Consider the following 16483-nt stretch of genomic DNA (forward strand, 5'->3'; position numbering starts at 1 on the left):
CGCGGTGGGGCTGTAGCTCAGTTTGGGAGAGCGCCTGAATGGCATTCAGGAGGTCGCGCGTTCGATCCGCGTCAGCTCCACCAATAAAATCAAGGGGTCAGTTGAGCGGGTCCTGGATGCTGCGCGGCGCTGGCCAGAAAAGCTAGACAGCTTCGGCCTCTTAAGGGATCTAAACACGGCCCAGCATCATCACCATTGCTGTCGCTTGGGCAGTCGGACTATTTGGCAATCGGCACAGTTTACACTGGCAGCGTGCTGAAAGGCGACTCGCGCTGATGTCAGGAAGAAGACCCTTTCTTTGGTTTTTAGCAGCACGCCACAGTGACAGAAGCGGATTTACGGCGTGCGGAATTATTAGGGTGAGGTGCGAGCGTTACGCATTGGCGCTCGCTATGGCAATCGGATTTGCGGTCGTGCCGAATGTCGCACGCTCACAACCGCCGGTCCAGCCGGACGAACTACGCATTGTCGTAAACGGCGTGCGCAATCAGAAAGGTTCGGTTATCTGCTCGCTATGGGCGAGCGCGAACTCCGGTGTATTTACGACGGTAGGCACGGAGTCGCGCAAAATATCGGTGCCGATCCACAATGGCCAGGGCGTGTGCGAATTCAAGGCCCTGCCGGCTGGCGCCTACGCCGCTACCGTGTTTCACGACGAGAACGGAAACGGTAAGTTCGACCGGAGGTTTGGTTACCCGCTTGAGGGCTACGGATTCTCCAACAACGTAAACCCCACGATCAGGGCACCCTCATTCGACCAGTGCAAGGTTCAATACGCCGGCAAGGGAGTCCTCACGGTTCCGATCGATCTGATCTATCGCTAACGTTAAATCGGCCACTTCCTTCGAGAACTGTTTTTTGTTACCTCGGTGCTCGGTCGAGCCTGATCACACACGAAACTCCCACGCTTCTGTCAGTGCTCACTCCCGGCTGCTACTCCAAATCGCCTGAGCCACGCAGGAAGCGAGCGCTACGGCACAAGTCAAGCGCACCCGTGTCCAAGCATAAGCACTGATTCGACCACCACAATCAACGTTGCGAATCGGCGACGGCGGTTGCGCCTCGACGCTCGCGCTCTGCGCTATTAGGCATAAATTAGAGTCTTTGTGCTTCATAGGAAGCGGTTGGCACGCCTCATGCCTATCCAACGGGGCACGATTGGATATTTTCGACTCTTTAGAGAAGCAAGGACGATCAGAGCGTGAGTATTAAAGACAGAATCCGCGAGGCGCAAATCGAAGCCGCCAGGCGCCGGAGGCTCGACTCCCGGCGCAACAGCAGCGGCAAGGGCGCCGCGTCCGACTCGAAAGGCGCCGACGGCGACGAGTCGGAGGCGCCCACGGTCGAGGAAATCAGGCTGGCCCTGCTCCGCAAATCGGCCAACGGCAAGACGATCGACTGATGCGCCGCCGCGCCATCCTGGATCTCACATGAGCGTCGCGGTGCGCTTTTTCTTATTGGTCGGGCTCTTCGGTTATGCCGCCGCGCTTCGCCTGCCTGAAACCGGACTGGTGGGACTGATCGTCGCGGACTACGCCGGCTTCAGCGTGCTGTATCGGGTGGCGCAAAGATGTCACGCGCAAAGCTTCGCGCGCGACTGCCGGGAGCTTATCGAAAACTACAACGTGGGTGACGAACTCGCGAAGAAACTGACCAGCTACTGGGCGAAAAGGCCTCGGTAGCGTGGTGGCCCGCAAATAACCTAGATATCGGGAAAAGCGTCAAGGTGTGTCATTCCGAGGGAGTCAGCGACCGAGGAATCCCTGAACGTTATTCGTTTCTTCGTGGAAGCCGGGATTCTCGCTGCGCTCGGAATGACAGCCTTAAGATCCTAGGATGAAACCTATTTCCAGGACACCTCGCTAGCGCCAAACCGCCGATTTGGACGCCCACTCTGGAGCTTCCGCGCCGCCGCACGGGCCTCCTCTCGTTTTCCGAAAAATTGCAAAAGTAGTATTTAACTCATGTGCCGCTTTCTTTATGCGGTGCGAGGAGAACCGTGCTCGACCTCATGATTCGCGGCGCGGAGGTGGTCACGCCCCACGGCGCCGGCAGATGGGACATCGGCATCGCCGGCGAAAAGATCGCGTTCGTCGGCCTGCCCGGCGAGCGGGTCGAGGCGGCGCGCGTGATCGACGCCGCCGGCAAGATCGCTGTGCCGGGCGGCGTCGAGCCGCATACCCATCTCGGCGACCGGATCACGATGCGCCCCGCGGAGGGGCTGTACACGCTCGGCCCCGAAGAGGACACCCGCGGCATGGCGTTCGGCGGGACCACCACGCATATCGATTTCGCCTGGGTGCATCCGCGCACCGACGTGCAGCGCGCGATCGAGCGGCGGCTCAGTCGATGGAAGGGCAACTCGTACGTGGACTACACGTTCCACGTCGCGATCGGCGGCGCGCTGCCGCTTAAAATCTTCGACCAGCTGCCCGAGGCGATCCAGCAAGGCTTTCCGAGCTTCAAGGTTTTCACGACCGAAGTTCTGCCGCCCAATTCGAAACGCCCGGGCTTCAGGCTCGACTTCGGCCGTATCCAGCTAGCGATGGAAAAGATCGCGCCGCGCGACGGGATCATGGTGGTCCACGCCGAGGATCACGACCTCGTGCAGTACAACTACGAGCGTTTCAAAGCCGAGCGTCAGACCGCCGGACGGAACCTGCATCACGTGCACAGCAAGCTCTCCGAGGAGCTCGCGTTCCGACGCACGATCGCGCTCGGCCGCGCGGCCGGCGCCGCCATCTACTTCGTCCATACCTCGGCGCGCGAAGGCGTCGAAGCGGTGGCCGAAGCGCGCGCCAACGGCCAGGCCGTGTACGCCGAGACGCTCCATCACTACGCCTGCTTCTCCGCGCATGATTACCGTTCGCCGCGCGGCTTCTGCTATCACACCTATCCCTCGCTCAAGTACCCGGACGATCACACGGCGCTGTGGAATGGGCTCGTTGGCGACGGCGTCTCGACCGTCGCCACTGACGAGTTTCCGACCTCGCTTAAAGTGAAGCTCGACGGCCAGACGATCGAGGACGTGACCGGCGGCAATCTCGGCGCCGAGGCGCGGATGGGAATCGTGTTCACCGAAGGCGTGGTCAAACGCGGGATGACGCTCGAGCGCTTCGCCCAGGTGACCGCGACCAACGCGGCGAGGATCCTCGGGCTCTATCCGCGCAAGGGCGCGATCGCGTCGGGCAGCGACGCCGACGTGGTGCTCATCGATCCGGCGATCCGCCGCAAGCTTGCGCGCGAGGATTTCCACGTGAGCGACTACAGTCCGTGGGAAGGATGGGAGGTCAGGGGATGGCCGGTGACGACCATCCTGCGCGGCAAGCCGATCGTCGAAGACGGCAGCCTCAAGGGAACTCTCAACGACGGGCAACTGGTGCCGCGCCGGATCGATCCGGCGATGCTGCGGCGTCCCGCGGCATAGCACAGTCGCGCGCCGCCCGCCGCGGCACCGCAAATCGGAACCGTCTCATCACCGCGGGCCGCGCCGCCCATAACGGCGGCGCGGCCCCGTGCGGCTCACTCCTTGCGCCCGCAGTACGCCTCGATCCTGTTGCCGTCCGGGTCGGTGACGAAAGCGGCGTAGTAGTTCTCGCCGTAATCCGCGCGCAGCCCCGGCTTTCCGTTGTCGCGCCCGCCCGCTTTGAGCGCCGCCGCGTGAAACGCGTCAACCGCGGCCCGCCGCCCGGCTTCCAGACACACGTGCAAGCCCGCGATATTGGCCGGCACGGGGGCGCTGGCCGCAAGCAGCCACAGGCGCGGTCCGTCGCCGCCGCCATAGCCGAGCGTGCTTGCGTCCTCGTAGAGGCACTTCGCACCGAGCGGCGCCAGCGCTGCATCGAAAAACCGCTTGGCCCGGGCGACGTCGCTCACTCCGATCGATACGTGATGAATCATGACCCTGCTCCTTTTTGCCTGCCGGGAGCGCCGTGTCTTTCGCTCCGGCCGCTCGTCTAACCGATTGACAGGTTAAATCAACCGGCACACTGGTTAGATAGCCGAACGGCTACGGATTGTCAACCTCCACGGTGGTTAGTATGTTAAGGACAAATGTCCAATCGGATGGCGAATCGCACGTCCAACGGGAGCCGCAGGCCAAGCCCGCGCGGCGGCTTTCTGGTCCTCGCGCCCCGGCGCGATCTCTGTCTCGACTACGCCAATACGCTCGGATGGCGCGGCAGCGCGCCGGCCGAGACCCTGCACGGATTGCCCGACCTGGTTAAGTGGTGCGCGGCGTCGGGCGGTCTTCTGGCGGGTGCGATCGACGCCGGCGGCGATTGGGGCGGCGCGGCCTGGTGCGAGCGCCGTCCGGCGGAAGCGGCGGCGATTTTCAATCGCGCGATCGCGATTCGCGAGTCGATTTATCGTATCTTCCATGCGATCGCGAGCGGCGGCGCGCCTGCGGACCACGACTTTGACCAGGACCTGACCGACTTGAACCGAGCCTTGCAGGAGACGCCCGCGCGAAGCGCGCTTCAGCGCGCCGCAAGCGGGTTCGGCTGGCGAGTCGAACTGAAGCGGCCCGCGAGCGCGCCGGCGCTGCTTGCTCCGGCGCTATGGTCGGCGGGCGACCTGCTCGCCGGGGCGCATCTCGAGCGCGTGCGCGAGTGCGCCAACGGCGAGTGCCTGTGGCTTTTCCTGGACGAGAGCAAGAACGGGACGCGGCGCTGGTGCTCGATGAGCGCGTGCGGCAACCGCGCCAAGGCGCATCGCCATTACGCGCGCCTGAAGGGCGGCGGGTGAGCCGCGCTCACTTCTCGTCGAGCTTTTTTATCCAGTCGGCGGTGCCCATCACCTTGCTGAACATCGAGGCCTGCGTGACCAGCACGGCGTTGTGCAGGTCCTTGTCGGCGACCTTGCCCGAATCGTTGCCGACGCTGAGCGTGCCGGTCGCGTCGGAGAGGAATTCCACCTTGTAGCCGCGATGGAACCCGTCGCGTGCGGTGCTGTCGCAGCACATCTGGGTCATATAGCCGGTGATGGTCAGGGTGTCGATCTGATTGTCGCGCAGCCACTTTTCGAGGTCGGTTCCGGCAAAGCTCGAGGGCAGGTTCTTGTCGATGACCACGTCGGCAGGCCGCGCGGCGACGTCCTTTTGCAGGTTCCAGCCCTCGGTGCCTTCCTTGAACACGCCGCGATCGCCCTTGGCCGCGTGGCGCACCACGACCACCGGCACGCCGTGGGAGTGCGCCGAATCCATCGCGTGCAGGATGTTGTCGAGCGAGCCGGGCGGATAGCTGACGGGCATCTTGCCGCTGAAGTATTCGTTCTGCACGTCGATAACAATAAGCGCACGTTTCATTGTATGCATCCTCGTATGCTTCTTCGTATGCATCCCCGGCGGGCAATTGTCCAGGACCTGAGGCCGCCGAGCCGAGGCGATGATAGGCGGTCGTGCGTCACGATACCATCCTCGAGAACGCTGCCGCCCGGAGGGCGATTAAATGAGCAAGCGTGGATTGCTCTGCGTCTGCGTGGATTTCGTGTCGCTGATGGCGGGATGCATCATCATACCTCTCCCGCTGCCCTTTATCGGGGCCAGTTCGCCGGCCATTGTCCCGTCTCCGACGGCATCGACGACCCCAGCCGCCGCGCAATCCGCAACGCCGACTCCGGCGCCCACTCCATAGGTGCGTAACGCGCGCGGGCTACTTCATCACGCGCCGGGCGAATCCGCGGCGCCGGCGCCGGGTTTTCTCTTCTTCTTTCTCGCGCCGCTCGACGAGGTCGATCATCGCGAGCTGGCAGTTGTTTTTCGCCTCGCCCGGCAGCCGCACGTAGCTGCCGTCGGAGCGCATCTCCCACGCCGCGTGATTGGGCTTTAGCTGCACTTCGAACACCGTGCGCAGCTCCTTGCGCAGCGCCGGATCCTCGACCGGAACCACGACCTCGACCCGGCTTTCGAGGTTGCGCTTCATGCAATCGGCCGAGCCGATGAAATATTCCTCGGCGCCGCCGTTGCGAAAGTAATAGATGCGCCCGTGCTCGAGGAAGCGGCCGACGATGCTGACCACGCGCACGCTTTCCGAAAGTCCCGGGATTCCAGGGCGCAGGCGACAGGTATCGCGCACGATCAGATCGATCTTCACGCCGGCCTGGGCCGCGCGATAGAGCGCGCGCGTGATGTCGGAGTCCTCGAGCGCGTTCATTTTCATCTGGATGAGGCCGGGCGTGCCGGAGCGATGCAGCTCGACCTCGCGTCCGATCTTCTCGAGCAGGGCGCGCTTGAGCAGCGCGGGCGCGGGCAGGATCCTCTTGAACGTGCGGCCGGCGCGATAGCCCGTAGTCAGGAAATTGAACAGCTGGGTCAGGTCGGCGCCGATCGCCTCGTCGTTGGTCAAAAGCCCGAAGTCGGCGTACAGGCGCGCGGTGCCGGCGTGATAGTTGCCGGTTCCGATATGGGCGTAGCGGCGAAGTCCGTTGTAGTCCTGGCGCACCACGAGGATCACCTTGCTATGCGTCTTCAGCCCGATCACGCCGTAGGTCACGTGGATGCCGTATTCCTCGAGCTGCTCGGCGAACTGGATGTTGGCTGCTTCGTCGAAGCGAGCCTTGAGTTCGACCACCACGGCGACCTGCTTGCCGTTGCGCGCGGCGTCGCACAGGTAGCCGATCACTTCCGAATCGCTCGAGGTGCGGTAGAGCGTCATCTTGATCGCCCGCACCTTGGGATCCTCGCTCGCCTCGCGCAGCAGGCGTCCGACCGAGGTCGGAAACGACTCGTACGGATGCATCAGCAGGATCGAGCCGGCCTCGCGAATCACGTGAAAGATGTTGCGCGAGGGAGTCAGCCGCGCATGGTCGGCCGGATGATGCGGCGGGTCGTGCAGCGCCGGATTATCGACCGCCGTCAGCTCCATCAGGTCGCGCAGCGCCAGCATCCCGTCCTCGATCTCGAACACGTCGTCGCGCTCGTCGAGGCCGAGCTCGGCCGCGAGCATTCCGCGATGGGTGGGGTTCATCCCGCGCACGGCTTCCATCCGGACGATCGGCGCAAAGCGGCGCTCGCGCAGCTCGGATTCGATCAGCGCCAGCAGGTCGTCGGCCTCGTCCTCGTCGCGCTCGGTGTTGGCATTGCGGGTCACGCGGAAAAACTCGAAGCCCTCGATCCGGGCCTCCGGAAAGAGCAGGTCGAGAGTGTGCGCGACCACGTCCTCGAGCGGGACGAAACGGCGGGTGCCATCGACGCGCAGAAAGCGCGGGATTCCGAGTCCGACCGGCACTTTGACCCGCGCCAGCGAGGGCTCGGTGTCGTCGGGCGCGCGCAGGGTGACAAGCAGGTTCAGCGAGAGGTTGGAGATGAACGGGAACGGATGCGCCGGATCCATCGCCTGCGGCGTTACCAGCGGAAAAATGTTGCGCAGGTAGTACTCGCGGATCGCGGCCTGCTCGGCCGGGCTCAGCTCGTCGAAGGCGAGGATGTGGATATCGGCCTCCTCCAGCCTTTTCAGCAGCACCGGCAGTAACGCCCGCTGCTCGGCCTCGAACGCACGAATCTCGGCCAGGCACTCGGCGATCTGCTGCTGCGGCGTGCGCCCGTCGACGGTCAGCTCCTGCATCCCGGCGATCGCCTGCTGTTTGAGGCCGCCGATCCGCTTCATGAAAAATTCATCGAGGTTCGAGGCGGTGATGGCGAGAAACTTGACCCGCTCGAGCAGCGGGTTGCCCTCGTCGAGCGCCTCGGCAAAGACGCGGCGATTGAACGCGAGCCAGGTGAGCTCCCGATTGAGGTACAGCTCGGGTCCCTTGAGTTCCGGGTCGATGTGGATCGGATTTGCGAGCGCGCCGTTGCCGACGGAGATTTCCGCGACGCCATCGCCGTTGGTCAGGACCGCCGCGGCCGCCGCGACCGAGACGGAGACTGCCTGGAGCACCTCAGAAGCCTCTGTTGGAGTCGCCATGAATGCAGTCTACGTCAATTCCCCCGAACTTCAGAATGAGGGTAGCCCGGACGCGTGGAAGCTTCAATCGGGGGTTGTTACCACCTGTTTACGGATGATCTGGATAGCGAATTCGCCGCGGTCGTTCGGATTTTTCGCAGTATTCGTCAGCGGCGAGGCCTGCGGATTCGCCGCCCGCCGCCAGTCTTCCGCCCCTCTGGCTTGCGGTGTTGCGTCCGATGATCGCGCTATTGCAAGATGGCGCGTGGCAACCGGGGCCGGTGCCAATTCCGAGGAGAAAGCCAGTGGGGACGAGTTCACGAAACCTTCGTTGGGCGCGATCAGGGATGCTCCCGCCGATATTGGCCGCGATAGCCGCGGTTATCGCGCTTAGCGCGCCGCGCGCCGCGGCGCAGAACGTCAAGACCTATACGCGGGCGACGCTCGATCAATGGTTGAGCAAGTACGCCGAAGCCAAGCCCAATTTCAAACCGGGAGACACGCTGGGGAGCGGCGACCTCGAGAAGATTCGCCCGTTTATGCCGCCGGGATGGTTCGAGCAGCTGAATTTCCCGGAATTCAAGATGGAGATCATGGCGGCGCGCAGCCACATGCCGCGCAAGGACTACCAGGAATGCACCGAGAAATACCAGGCGCAGGTCAAGCTCAACCCTGACGGTTCGCTCGCCAGCTACGTATGCGGGCAGCCCTTTTCCAACGCCTCCCTCAGCACCTCGGACGCGCTCTCGGGAATCAAGGCGGCGTGGAATTTCGACTATCGATGGCAGAACTACGGCCAGTTTTCGCTGAACTACCTGTTCATCGTCGCCCACTTCGGCGGCTCGCATGACGGCAAAGCGCCCACGGAGATCGAAGCTCCGCCCTCGAACTGGGTCGGCGGCGTCGAGTACCACAGCAAGCTGCCTTCCGATGCGAGCAAGTTCTTCGGCGGCGGCGGCACCTTCTCCCGCACGCTCAGCAGCTTCTATCGGCGGGTTTACTTCAGCCATCTGGCCCAGCGCGCCGACGTCGGGGGACTGCTCGGCACGCCCGACTCGGCCCAATTCCTGTGGAAGGAATTCAGCGGATTCTTCTCGCCCTATGACGTGCGCGGCCAGGTCTTTATCACCTACCGCTATGCCGACCCGCATCGCGCCGACGACGCCTGGGCCTACGATCCGCAGTCGCGCCGCGTGCGGCGCGTGTCGGTCGAGGTCAAATCCGACTCGGTCGAGGGCACCGACACCACGCAGGAGGACTTCTACACCTTCTCGGGCCGCGAATTGCACTGGCACTGGAAATTCCTCGGCTGGAAGGACTTGCTGGCGGTGATGGATTCGCGCGACGACTACGCCTACCTGTTCGGCCCCAACGGCGAAATTCCCAACGACCGATGGTCGCTGCGCCGCTTCGCCGTGGTCGAACGCACTCCGGTCGAGGCCCATCATCCGTACAGCAGCGTGGTGATGTTCTGGGACGCCGAGAACTGGCATCCGTGGATGGCGCTCGCCTTCAACCGCGACGGCAAACTGTGGAAGCTGTGGGAGCTGCAATACCGCTGGAGCGAAGACTTCAAGAGCTTCGCCGAGATCAATCACGGCGTGGAATCGACGATGCTGATCGGAGAGAACGTGGTGGACGTGCAAAACGACCGCGCCACGATTTTCGCCGGCTACGGCAGCGGCTATCCGAACGCCGCGCCGGCCAACGTCACCCAGCTATATGACATCAGCAAGCTCGAGGAGATGCATCGCTAGTCAGGCTCGCTCGCATATATCGCCTCGTCTATATCGCCTCGTCCCCGACTGCCCGCGCCGCCGGCGCCTAGTTCGCGGCGGCGCGCTTGCCGGCTTTGGGAGCCGGGCTCCAGATCGCGGTTGCGGGATGGAATGCCGCCCAGGCGAACCAATAGCCGTTGTAAGCCGGGATGCGCTCGCCTGCCGCGCTCGCGCTGACCGCGCCCGAGCCGGCGTCGTAGCTGATAGTCAGATCCGCTCCCCCCAGTTGAACCCGCAGCGGCATATGAGCGCCGGCCAGCTTCGAGAGCGGAAACGCCTCGTCGCGGCCGCCGGCCGATATACCCAGTACGATTTCGTGCGCATCCAGCCGCTCGTCCAGATGAGTAACCGGCGATACTATCTCGGCGCCGTGCTCATATCCCCAGTACGGATCGACTCCATAGTCTCTAGTATATCCGGTATCCATACTGAGTACGTCGGTTGCAGGATGCTTTTTGCGCCACGCCTCCCAGGTCGTGACCGTACTGGGGATTGCGGAGAGCCTCTGCCCCGCCATCGGTCCGGCCAGCGCACGGCCGTCGAGCTGCGACCACAGGCTCTGCGTATTCGCGTCGTAGAGCACGAGATTACTCTGATAGAGCTTGCCCGAAACGCCAAACACCAGCGTTTGACCATCGCCGGCCGCGCGCCTGTAGACGGCGGCGTCATGGACCAGCGGACAAAACGTCACCGCGAGCGGCACCCCCTCTATCGAGTCGTCCACCACTTCGTGCCAGTTGAGAATCTTGATCGGATAAGCGCGCGCCCGCCCCTCGACCACCACGCCGATCACCTTGTCGTTCGCTTCGAGAAAGGCCGCCTGGCCCGCCTTGACGAATTGCGGTTCCTTCACCGCCGGAATCGCATCCTTGGCCGGGCCGCCGTCGCGGATCTCTTCGGGCGGCACCACGTGATGGGTCAGATCGAACCCGCTCAGCATCGGATAGAGCGCGAGGGCAGCGGCGATTAGCCACCGACGGGCCCAGCCGGAGCGCGGGCGACCGTCTTCTACTCTCATCGTTACGACGCTCCCCGCGGCGCGCATTCTTACGCCTTAATTGGCAAGCCGCGCGCGATCGTGCGCCGCGGCAAAATCGATCGCCGGACCCTTGGGCACGATGCGGGTCGGATTGATCATCGCGTGGCTCGCGTAGTAGTGGCGCTTGATGTGCGCGAGGCTGACTGTCGCGCCGACGCCGGGCGCCTGATAAAGGTCGCGCGTGTAGCCCCACAGGTTCGGGTAGTCAATGATGCGGCGTAGGTTGCATTTGAAATGGCTATAGTAAACGGCGTCGAAACGCACCAGCGTAGGGAACAACCGCCAGTCAGCCTCCGTTGGGCGCGCGCCCACCAGATAGCGCCGATCTGCCAGGCCCTGCTCCAGGCGATCGAGGGTCGCGAACAGAGGATCGAAGGCCGCTTCGTAGGCTGCCTGCGATTTGGCGAAACCGCACTTGTACACGCCGTTGTTCAAGGTGTCGTAGATAATCGCGTTGAGTTCGTCGATCTCCGCGCGCTGGGCGGGCGGGTAGAGATCGTCGCCGGCGGCGCCCACCGCGTCAAAGGCCGAGTTGAACATGCGGATTATCTCCGACGATTCGTTGCTGACGATGGTTTTGCGCTCGCGATCCCACAGCACCGGAACCGTGACGCGCCCGGTATAGTCGCGGCGGGCCTGCCTATAGATCTCATGCAGGTGGGCGGCGCCGAAGAGATGATCGCGCGTCGCGCCGGGCGTGAGCGAACCGTCCGGCGCGCTGAAGGCCCATCCCTCGTCGCCCATGAACGGGTCCACCACGGACAGATCGACCGCGTCGCCGAGCCCTTTGAACGCACGCACGATGAGCGTGCGATGAGCCCACGGGCAGGCGAGCGAGACGTACAGGTGATAACGCCCGCGCTCGGCCTTGAAGCCGCCCTCGCCGCTCGGCCCCGGGCCACCGTCGACGGTCACCCAGTTTCTGAACACGGTCGGCGGACGAACGAAGTTCGCTCCCGCCGAGCGCAGGTCGTCGCGATGCCATTGGCCGTCAATCATCATCCCCATGGGTGGACTCCCGGAGTGGTCTGACAGGCTTCTTGCGCGGGCGCTTGCGCGCAGCCCGGCAATCCCCAAGATGATATGCAGGTGGGCCACAATCCGACAGACCCCGACCTGAGGGACCTCCAGGCGCTACTTTATCGCCTGATTACCGCACCCGAGGGCGTGGCTGCAGGCCTCGCCGCTGAGCGCGCGCCCGGGCCCAAGACGGTCGATGATTTGGAACAGTTGATCGAGAGTGATGACCGGTTGTCCGCGGGCGAGCGGCTCGAGATTTACGCCAACGCCTACTTCTATCGCATCCTCGACTGTCTCAAGGAGGATTTTCCGGCGACGCTCGCGACGCTCGGCGCCGACAACTTTCATAACCTCGTCACCGGCTATCTTATCGAGCATCCGCCGACCGAGCCCTCGATCTCGCACGCGGGCCGCCATCTGAGCGAGTTCCTGCGCAACCATCCGTGCACCGAGCAATGGCCCTTCATCGCCGAGCTGGCGCGGCTTGAGCGGACCCTTATCGAAGTCTTCCAGGCGGCCGACGCCGTGCCGCTTAGCGCCGGAACAATGCGCTCGGCTGCGCCCGAGGATTGGCCCGGACTCGCGATGCGGACGCATCCGGCGCTCGCGATCCTCGATTGCGAGTGGCGCGTCGATGAATTGCTGCGCGCGGTGGAAACCGGCACGGCCGCCGATGGAAACCCGCTCGTGCCCGCGCGTTTGCCGGTCAGCGTGCTGGTGTGGCGCAACGGCTCACGGGTCTGCTATCGCGCACTGGAGAATCCAGAGCGCGCAGCGCTCGAGCTGGCCAGAGCGGGGACGAAGTTCTCGGCGATATGTGAAGCGGTTGCCGCTGCCGCAGGCGAAGGAGACGGCGACGGCGGGCAGGTCGCGCTAATCAATCGGCTGCTCGCGCGATGGCTCGCCGACGGTGTGCTCGTCGCGGCGTGACTGCGGCAGCGATCTCATCGCGGAAGATAAGCCGCAACTTACATGAATTTACGCCGGCGATGGCCTTTGCAGCCGGCACGACTGCGCGCGATGGCGCAGTCTAGACCTGCTTCTCGCGCAGTTCCGGGCTTTCCAGTAGCTTGTAGCTGACGAGCGACGTCGGCACCCCTTCATCGAGGCTGCGAAGGCGAAAGTAGGGCGCGTCGTTGCCGCCACCGCTCTTCAGGCTCACCACCTCGTGCACTTTGCCGCGGAAAACAACCCGGCTGCCCGGCAGCATCCTGATGGCTGTATGCTTCTCCATCGTGGCTCACTCCTCCCCACCCTTTTGAGTTCACCACCGACCCGACCGATATCTCAGGAACTATTGCAGGTGCGGCTAGAATGTCAAGAATCGCGCGCTCGTGCATATGCACGCTTGACACGGCCTCAGCTATATTGCTCCAACCTATGCGGTTCGAATGAGGAGAGCGTTATCGATATGGCCATCGTAAGAGGTGAACAGCTAATCGCGCGTTGTTTCAGAAGCGAAAGCGTCGACACGATCTTTTTCATGATGGGCGGTCCGACCAGCGGCACGGCCGGCGCCTGTCTCGAACTCGGCATGAAGGGCATCTATGTCCGCCACGAGCAGGCGGCGGCAATGATGGCGCATGCGTACGCGCGCGTCACCGGCAAGGCGGGAATCTGTATCACGCCCTCGGGCCCAGGCACGGCCAACGCGCTCACCGGGCTCGCCAACGCATGGGCCGACGCCACGCCGATAATCGCGATCGGCGGTTCGGCGCCGATGCGCGCGACCACGCTCGACGCTTTCCAGGAGATGGACCAGGTCGCGATCATGAAGCCCGTGGTGAAAGCCGCCTATCGGGTGGACATGGCAAGCCGTATCCCGGAGTACATCAGCGTCGCGTTCCGCGAGGCGCTCGATGGAAAAAAGGGGCCGGTTTACCTCGACCTCCCGGGCGACATCCTCAACCATAAGGTTGACGACGAGAAAGTCTTGTTCCCGTCAAACTACCGCGTCGAGAGCCGGCCCGCCGGCGATCCGATGCAGGTCGAGCGCGCAGTCGAGCTGCTCGCCGCGGCCAGGCGTCCGATCGTCATCACCGGCAGCGGCGTGCTCTGGTCGGGCGCATCGGCCGAGCTGCGCGACTTTATCGAGAGCACCGGACTGCCGTTCTACACCACGCCGCAGGGGCGCGGCGTAATTCCGGAGGATCATCCGCGATCGTTTCCGGGGGCGCGCTCGATGGCGTTTCGCGAGGCCGACGTGGTGCTGGTGGTGGGCGCGCGGGCGAACTCGATGCTCTCGTTTTTGCGCGCGCCGCGTTTCTCGCCCGACGCGCGTTTCATCAGCGTCAACCTCGACGGCCGCGAGATCGGCCATAATCGCGCGATCGAAGTCGGAATCATCGGCGACGCCAAAATGGTGCTGCGCCAGCTGACCGAGGAGGCCGAGGGCCGCTTCGAGCCTCATCGCGAAAGCGAGTGGGTTGCGCAGCTCAGCGCCAAGCATCGCTCCAACCAGGAGCGCTCGGCGCCGCTGCTTCACTCCGACGCCGTGCCGATCCATCCCCTGCGTCTGTGCCGCGAGGTCCGCGACGCGATCTCGCGCGACACCATCCTGATCGTCGACGGCCACGAGATTCTGAACTTCGCGCGCCAGTCGATTCCGATCTACCGGGCCGGATGCAGCCTCAACGCGGGGCCACACGGATGCATGGGCGTCGGCGTGCCTTTCGGCATCGGCGCCAAGGTCGCAAAACCCGACTCGCCGGTGCTGGTGCTCTCGGGCGACGGCGCGTTCGGATGGAACGGGATGGAAATGGACACGGCGATTCGCCATCAACTGCCGATCGTGGTGGTGGTGTCGAACAACGCGGGCTTCACCTCGCGCCAGACCGGCGGCACGGTCGGGCGGGAACTCGGATGGCAACGCTACGACAAGATGGTCGAGGCGCTCGGTGGCTATGGCGAGTTCGTCGAGAAACCCGACGATATCCGCGGCGCGATCGAGCGCGCGTTTGCGAGCAATAAGCCCGCGCTGGTCAACGTCTGCACCGATCCGGAGGCGCAGGCGACGACCGACATGGGCTTCGCAGGATACTGACGCCCGCAGCGCGCGCCCGCGCCTACGGCCGGCGGCGCGGCGGGCAAAGGGCGCTCATCGTCCCCTCGTGCGGCGCGCGACTTCCAGCACGCGGCGCGCGCGCGTCAGGTGCGGCACGTCCACCATCTCGCCGCGAAACGTAAACGCCATCCGTCCGGCCTTGCGGTTCTCCTCGAACGCCGCGAGCAATTCCTCGGCGTCCGCGATCTCCTGCTTGCTCGGCGAGAAAACCTCGTTGACGATTTCGATCTGGCTCGGATGGATCGTGATCTTGCCGGTGAAGCCCATCCAGGCGCCCTCGATACAGTCGCGCCGGCAGCCGTCGGGGTCCTTGATGTTGACGAAGACGGTGTCGATCGGCTGAACGTTGGCGGCGGTGGCCGCGAGCAGCGTCATGATCCGCGCGTAGCGGAACACTTCGAGGAACTCGCCCCGCTCGTCGCGATTGCGCCGCGCGCCGATCGCCGCCGACAGGTCTTCGGCGCCCCACGACATGCTGTCGACGCGCGGATGCAGCCCGAGGTCCTTGATGTTGAGCAGGCCCTGCGGCGTCTCGGTCGCGAGCAGCAGCAGGCTGACGCTGCGCTCGGGGTAGCCGTACTGTTTTTCGAGCCCGATCAGGATCGAATCGATCTTCTCCACGTCGGCGAAGGTCCGCACCTTGGGGACCATGTAGGAATCCGGCCGCCCGGCCATCGTCGCCTCGAGGTCGGCGACGCCCCACGGCGTATCCAGCGGATTCATCCGCACCATCCGCTCGCGGCCCTTGAAATCGACCTTTTGCAGCCACTCGGTGACCGTCTTGCGCGCGGAATCCTTGTTGTCGGGCGTGACCGAGTCCTCGAGGTCGAGCACCAGCGCGTCGGCCGGAAGATCGATCGACTTGCCGAGCATCTTGTCGTTGGCGCCGGGCACGAAATGCACGGCGCGGCGCAGCGTCTCCATAATCGGCGGCTCCAATCGGCTACTTGGCGGGCTTGCGCAGCATCAGCGCCGCCCGCTTGCAGCGCACCACGGTCTCATTGCGCTGATTGCGCGCGCGATGCTCGAGGATCACGATGCCCCAGTCGGGACGCGACTTCGACGGCCGGACCTCCAGCACTTCGCTCTCGGCATAGAGCGTGTCGCCGATGAAAACGGGCTTGGGAAATTCGACTTTCTCGAAGCCCAGGTTGCCGACCGTGGTTCCGAGCGTGAGGTCGCCGACCGAGAGCCCAACCGCGAGGCCAAGGGTAAAGATCGAATTGACCAGGATGCGCCCGAACTCGGCCTTCTTGCCGAACTCGGCGTCCAGATGCAGCGGCTGCACGTTCATCGTAAGCGTCGTAATCAGCAGGTTGTCGGTCTCGGTGACCGTGCGGCCGGGCTGATGCTGAAACGTCTCGCCGACCTTGAACTCTTCGAAGTACTTGCCCATCGTGATGGCTCCCAACGCGATCTGCGCGAAATTTCCCGCCCTTTTGGGCGCGGGCGCTCCGAATCATAGTCCAGCCGCGCGCCCGCAACCAGCGCTCGCGCGCGGCGGATGGGCGGCGCCTCGCTTGATTCATCCGCGGCGCTGCAAACGGCGCGGGCGCGTGGCCGTGCGCCGGGGCGGTTTTTTCTTGAGCTCCGGGATAGCGGCGAAAAAATCGAGCGCTTCGGGATTGGCCGCCGCCTCGCGGTTGGTGACCGGCACGCCATGGATCAGGTTGCGCACCGCCAGCTCCATCAGCTTGCC

At 64.2% G+C, this 16483-nt stretch carries 16 protein-coding genes and 1 tRNA gene; 9 read left to right on the plus strand and 8 right to left on the minus strand.

Annotated features, from left to right (window positions below):
* Nucleotides 1-6: 6 nt before the first annotated feature.
* The 5 genes from VMI09_15610 to VMI09_15630 all read left to right on the plus strand — a co-directional run bounded on the left by VMI09_15610 (nucleotide 7) and on the right by VMI09_15630 (nucleotide 3427).
* Nucleotides 7-83: transfer RNA gene (locus VMI09_15610), tRNA-Ala, on the plus strand.
* A 309-nt stretch (nucleotides 84-392) separates the two neighbouring features.
* The gene (locus VMI09_15615; GenBank protein ID HTQ26114.1) at nucleotides 393-824 is read left to right on the plus strand and encodes a DUF2141 domain-containing protein; all 432 of its coding nucleotides are present in this window, start codon (nucleotides 393-395) and stop codon (nucleotides 822-824) included.
* A 377-nt stretch (nucleotides 825-1201) separates the two neighbouring features.
* On the plus strand, nucleotides 1202-1402 hold the full coding sequence (locus VMI09_15620; GenBank protein ID HTQ26115.1) for a hypothetical protein: 201 nt from the start codon (nucleotides 1202-1204) through the stop codon (nucleotides 1400-1402).
* A 28-nt stretch (nucleotides 1403-1430) separates the two neighbouring features.
* Nucleotides 1431-1682: a hypothetical protein gene (locus VMI09_15625; protein ID HTQ26116.1), complete on the plus strand. Its 252-nt coding sequence runs from the start codon at nucleotides 1431-1433 to the stop codon at nucleotides 1680-1682.
* A 317-nt stretch (nucleotides 1683-1999) separates the two neighbouring features.
* The gene (locus VMI09_15630) at nucleotides 2000-3427 is read left to right on the plus strand and encodes an amidohydrolase family protein (GenBank protein ID HTQ26117.1); all 1428 of its coding nucleotides are present in this window, start codon (nucleotides 2000-2002) and stop codon (nucleotides 3425-3427) included.
* Nucleotides 3428-3522: 95 nt separating this feature from the next.
* Here the strand turns inward: VMI09_15630 and VMI09_15635 are convergent, their stop codons facing one another.
* The gene (locus tag VMI09_15635; protein ID HTQ26118.1) at nucleotides 3523-3900 is read right to left on the minus strand and encodes a VOC family protein; all 378 of its coding nucleotides are present in this window, start codon (nucleotides 3898-3900) and stop codon (nucleotides 3523-3525) included.
* A gap of 165 nt (nucleotides 3901-4065) precedes the next feature.
* Between VMI09_15635 and VMI09_15640 the strand changes: the two genes are divergently transcribed.
* The gene (locus VMI09_15640) at nucleotides 4066-4746 is read left to right on the plus strand and encodes a CGNR zinc finger domain-containing protein (GenBank protein HTQ26119.1); all 681 of its coding nucleotides are present in this window, start codon (nucleotides 4066-4068) and stop codon (nucleotides 4744-4746) included.
* A 7-nt stretch (nucleotides 4747-4753) separates the two neighbouring features.
* Here the strand turns inward: VMI09_15640 and VMI09_15645 are convergent, their stop codons facing one another.
* Together VMI09_15645 and ppk1 are read right to left on the minus strand one after the other, a co-directional pair.
* Nucleotides 4754-5305, minus strand: a complete 552-nt coding sequence (locus VMI09_15645; protein ID HTQ26120.1) for a cysteine hydrolase family protein — start codon at nucleotides 5303-5305, stop codon at nucleotides 4754-4756.
* A gap of 346 nt (nucleotides 5306-5651) precedes the next feature.
* Entirely contained in the window at nucleotides 5652-7904 is a 2253-nt protein-coding gene (gene ppk1, locus VMI09_15650) for a polyphosphate kinase 1 (GenBank protein ID HTQ26121.1), read from the minus strand.
* 326 nt (nucleotides 7905-8230) lie between these two features.
* Here ppk1 and VMI09_15655 point away from each other — a divergent pair, with 326 nt between their 5' ends.
* Entirely contained in the window at nucleotides 8231-9640 is a 1410-nt protein-coding gene (locus VMI09_15655) for a DUF1329 domain-containing protein (GenBank protein HTQ26122.1), read from the plus strand.
* Between the two features lie 67 nt (nucleotides 9641-9707).
* Here VMI09_15655 and VMI09_15660 read toward each other — a convergent pair whose 3' ends face one another.
* Together VMI09_15660 and VMI09_15665 are read right to left on the minus strand one after the other, a co-directional pair.
* A complete protein-coding gene (locus VMI09_15660) occupies nucleotides 9708-10679 on the minus strand; it encodes a DUF3179 domain-containing protein (protein HTQ26123.1) in 972 nt (323 codons plus the stop codon).
* Nucleotides 10680-10715: 36 nt separating this feature from the next.
* Entirely contained in the window at nucleotides 10716-11708 is a 993-nt protein-coding gene (locus tag VMI09_15665; GenBank protein ID HTQ26124.1) for a glutathione S-transferase family protein, read from the minus strand.
* Between the two features lie 81 nt (nucleotides 11709-11789).
* Here VMI09_15665 and VMI09_15670 point away from each other — a divergent pair, with 81 nt between their 5' ends.
* Nucleotides 11790-12650 carry a DNA-binding domain-containing protein gene (locus VMI09_15670; protein HTQ26125.1) on the plus strand — a complete coding sequence of 287 codons (861 nt, stop codon included), beginning with the start codon at nucleotides 11790-11792 and terminating at the stop codon, nucleotides 12648-12650.
* 100 nt (nucleotides 12651-12750) lie between these two features.
* Here the strand turns inward: VMI09_15670 and VMI09_15675 are convergent, their stop codons facing one another.
* Entirely contained in the window at nucleotides 12751-12954 is a 204-nt protein-coding gene (locus VMI09_15675; protein ID HTQ26126.1) for a hypothetical protein, read from the minus strand.
* Nucleotides 12955-13131: 177 nt separating this feature from the next.
* Here VMI09_15675 and VMI09_15680 point away from each other — a divergent pair, with 177 nt between their 5' ends.
* Nucleotides 13132-14763, plus strand: coding sequence for a thiamine pyrophosphate-binding protein (locus VMI09_15680; protein HTQ26127.1), 1632 nt, complete (start codon nucleotides 13132-13134; stop codon nucleotides 14761-14763).
* Nucleotides 14764-14817: 54 nt separating this feature from the next.
* On the opposite strand, the gene VMI09_15685 is transcribed toward VMI09_15680, so the two are convergent.
* Both VMI09_15685 and VMI09_15690 read right to left on the minus strand, forming a co-directional pair.
* On the minus strand, nucleotides 14818-15708 hold the full coding sequence (locus VMI09_15685; GenBank protein HTQ26128.1) for a CoA ester lyase: 891 nt from the start codon (nucleotides 15706-15708) through the stop codon (nucleotides 14818-14820).
* Nucleotides 15709-15727: 19 nt separating this feature from the next.
* Nucleotides 15728-16180, minus strand: a complete 453-nt coding sequence (locus VMI09_15690) for a MaoC family dehydratase (protein ID HTQ26129.1) — start codon at nucleotides 16178-16180, stop codon at nucleotides 15728-15730.
* Nucleotides 16181-16483 lie beyond the last annotated feature (303 nt).

It is taken from the genome of Candidatus Binataceae bacterium, from assembly GCA_035500095.1.
Classification (GTDB): Bacteria; Desulfobacterota; Binatia; order Binatales; family Binataceae; genus JAKAVN01.

Excerpts from the sequence above, each read along its gene's own strand:
- VMI09_15615 (HTQ26114.1), top strand. The coding sequence starts at position 393 with ATGGCAATCGGATTTGCGGTCGTGCCGAATGTCGCACGCTCACAACCG.
- VMI09_15625 (HTQ26116.1), top strand. The coding sequence starts at position 1,431 with ATGAGCGTCGCGGTGCGCTTTTTCTTATTGGTCGGGCTCTTCGGTTAT.
- VMI09_15635 (HTQ26118.1), bottom strand. The coding sequence starts at position 3,900 with ATGATTCATCACGTATCGATCGGAGTGAGCGACGTCGCCCGGGCCAAG.
- VMI09_15640 (HTQ26119.1), top strand. The coding sequence starts at position 4,066 with ATGGCGAATCGCACGTCCAACGGGAGCCGCAGGCCAAGCCCGCGCGGC.
- VMI09_15645 (HTQ26120.1), bottom strand. The coding sequence starts at position 5,305 with ATGAAACGTGCGCTTATTGTTATCGACGTGCAGAACGAATACTTCAGC.
- ppk1 (HTQ26121.1), bottom strand. The coding sequence starts at position 7,904 with ATGGCGACTCCAACAGAGGCTTCTGAGGTGCTCCAGGCAGTCTCCGTC.
- VMI09_15655 (HTQ26122.1), top strand. The coding sequence starts at position 8,231 with ATGCTCCCGCCGATATTGGCCGCGATAGCCGCGGTTATCGCGCTTAGC.
- VMI09_15660 (HTQ26123.1), bottom strand. The coding sequence starts at position 10,679 with ATGAGAGTAGAAGACGGTCGCCCGCGCTCCGGCTGGGCCCGTCGGTGG.
- VMI09_15665 (HTQ26124.1), bottom strand. The coding sequence starts at position 11,708 with ATGGGGATGATGATTGACGGCCAATGGCATCGCGACGACCTGCGCTCG.
- VMI09_15675 (HTQ26126.1), bottom strand. The coding sequence starts at position 12,954 with ATGGAGAAGCATACAGCCATCAGGATGCTGCCGGGCAGCCGGGTTGTT.
- VMI09_15680 (HTQ26127.1), top strand. The coding sequence starts at position 13,132 with ATGGCCATCGTAAGAGGTGAACAGCTAATCGCGCGTTGTTTCAGAAGC.
- VMI09_15685 (HTQ26128.1), bottom strand. The coding sequence starts at position 15,708 with ATGGAGACGCTGCGCCGCGCCGTGCATTTCGTGCCCGGCGCCAACGAC.
- VMI09_15690 (HTQ26129.1), bottom strand. The coding sequence starts at position 16,180 with ATGGGCAAGTACTTCGAAGAGTTCAAGGTCGGCGAGACGTTTCAGCAT.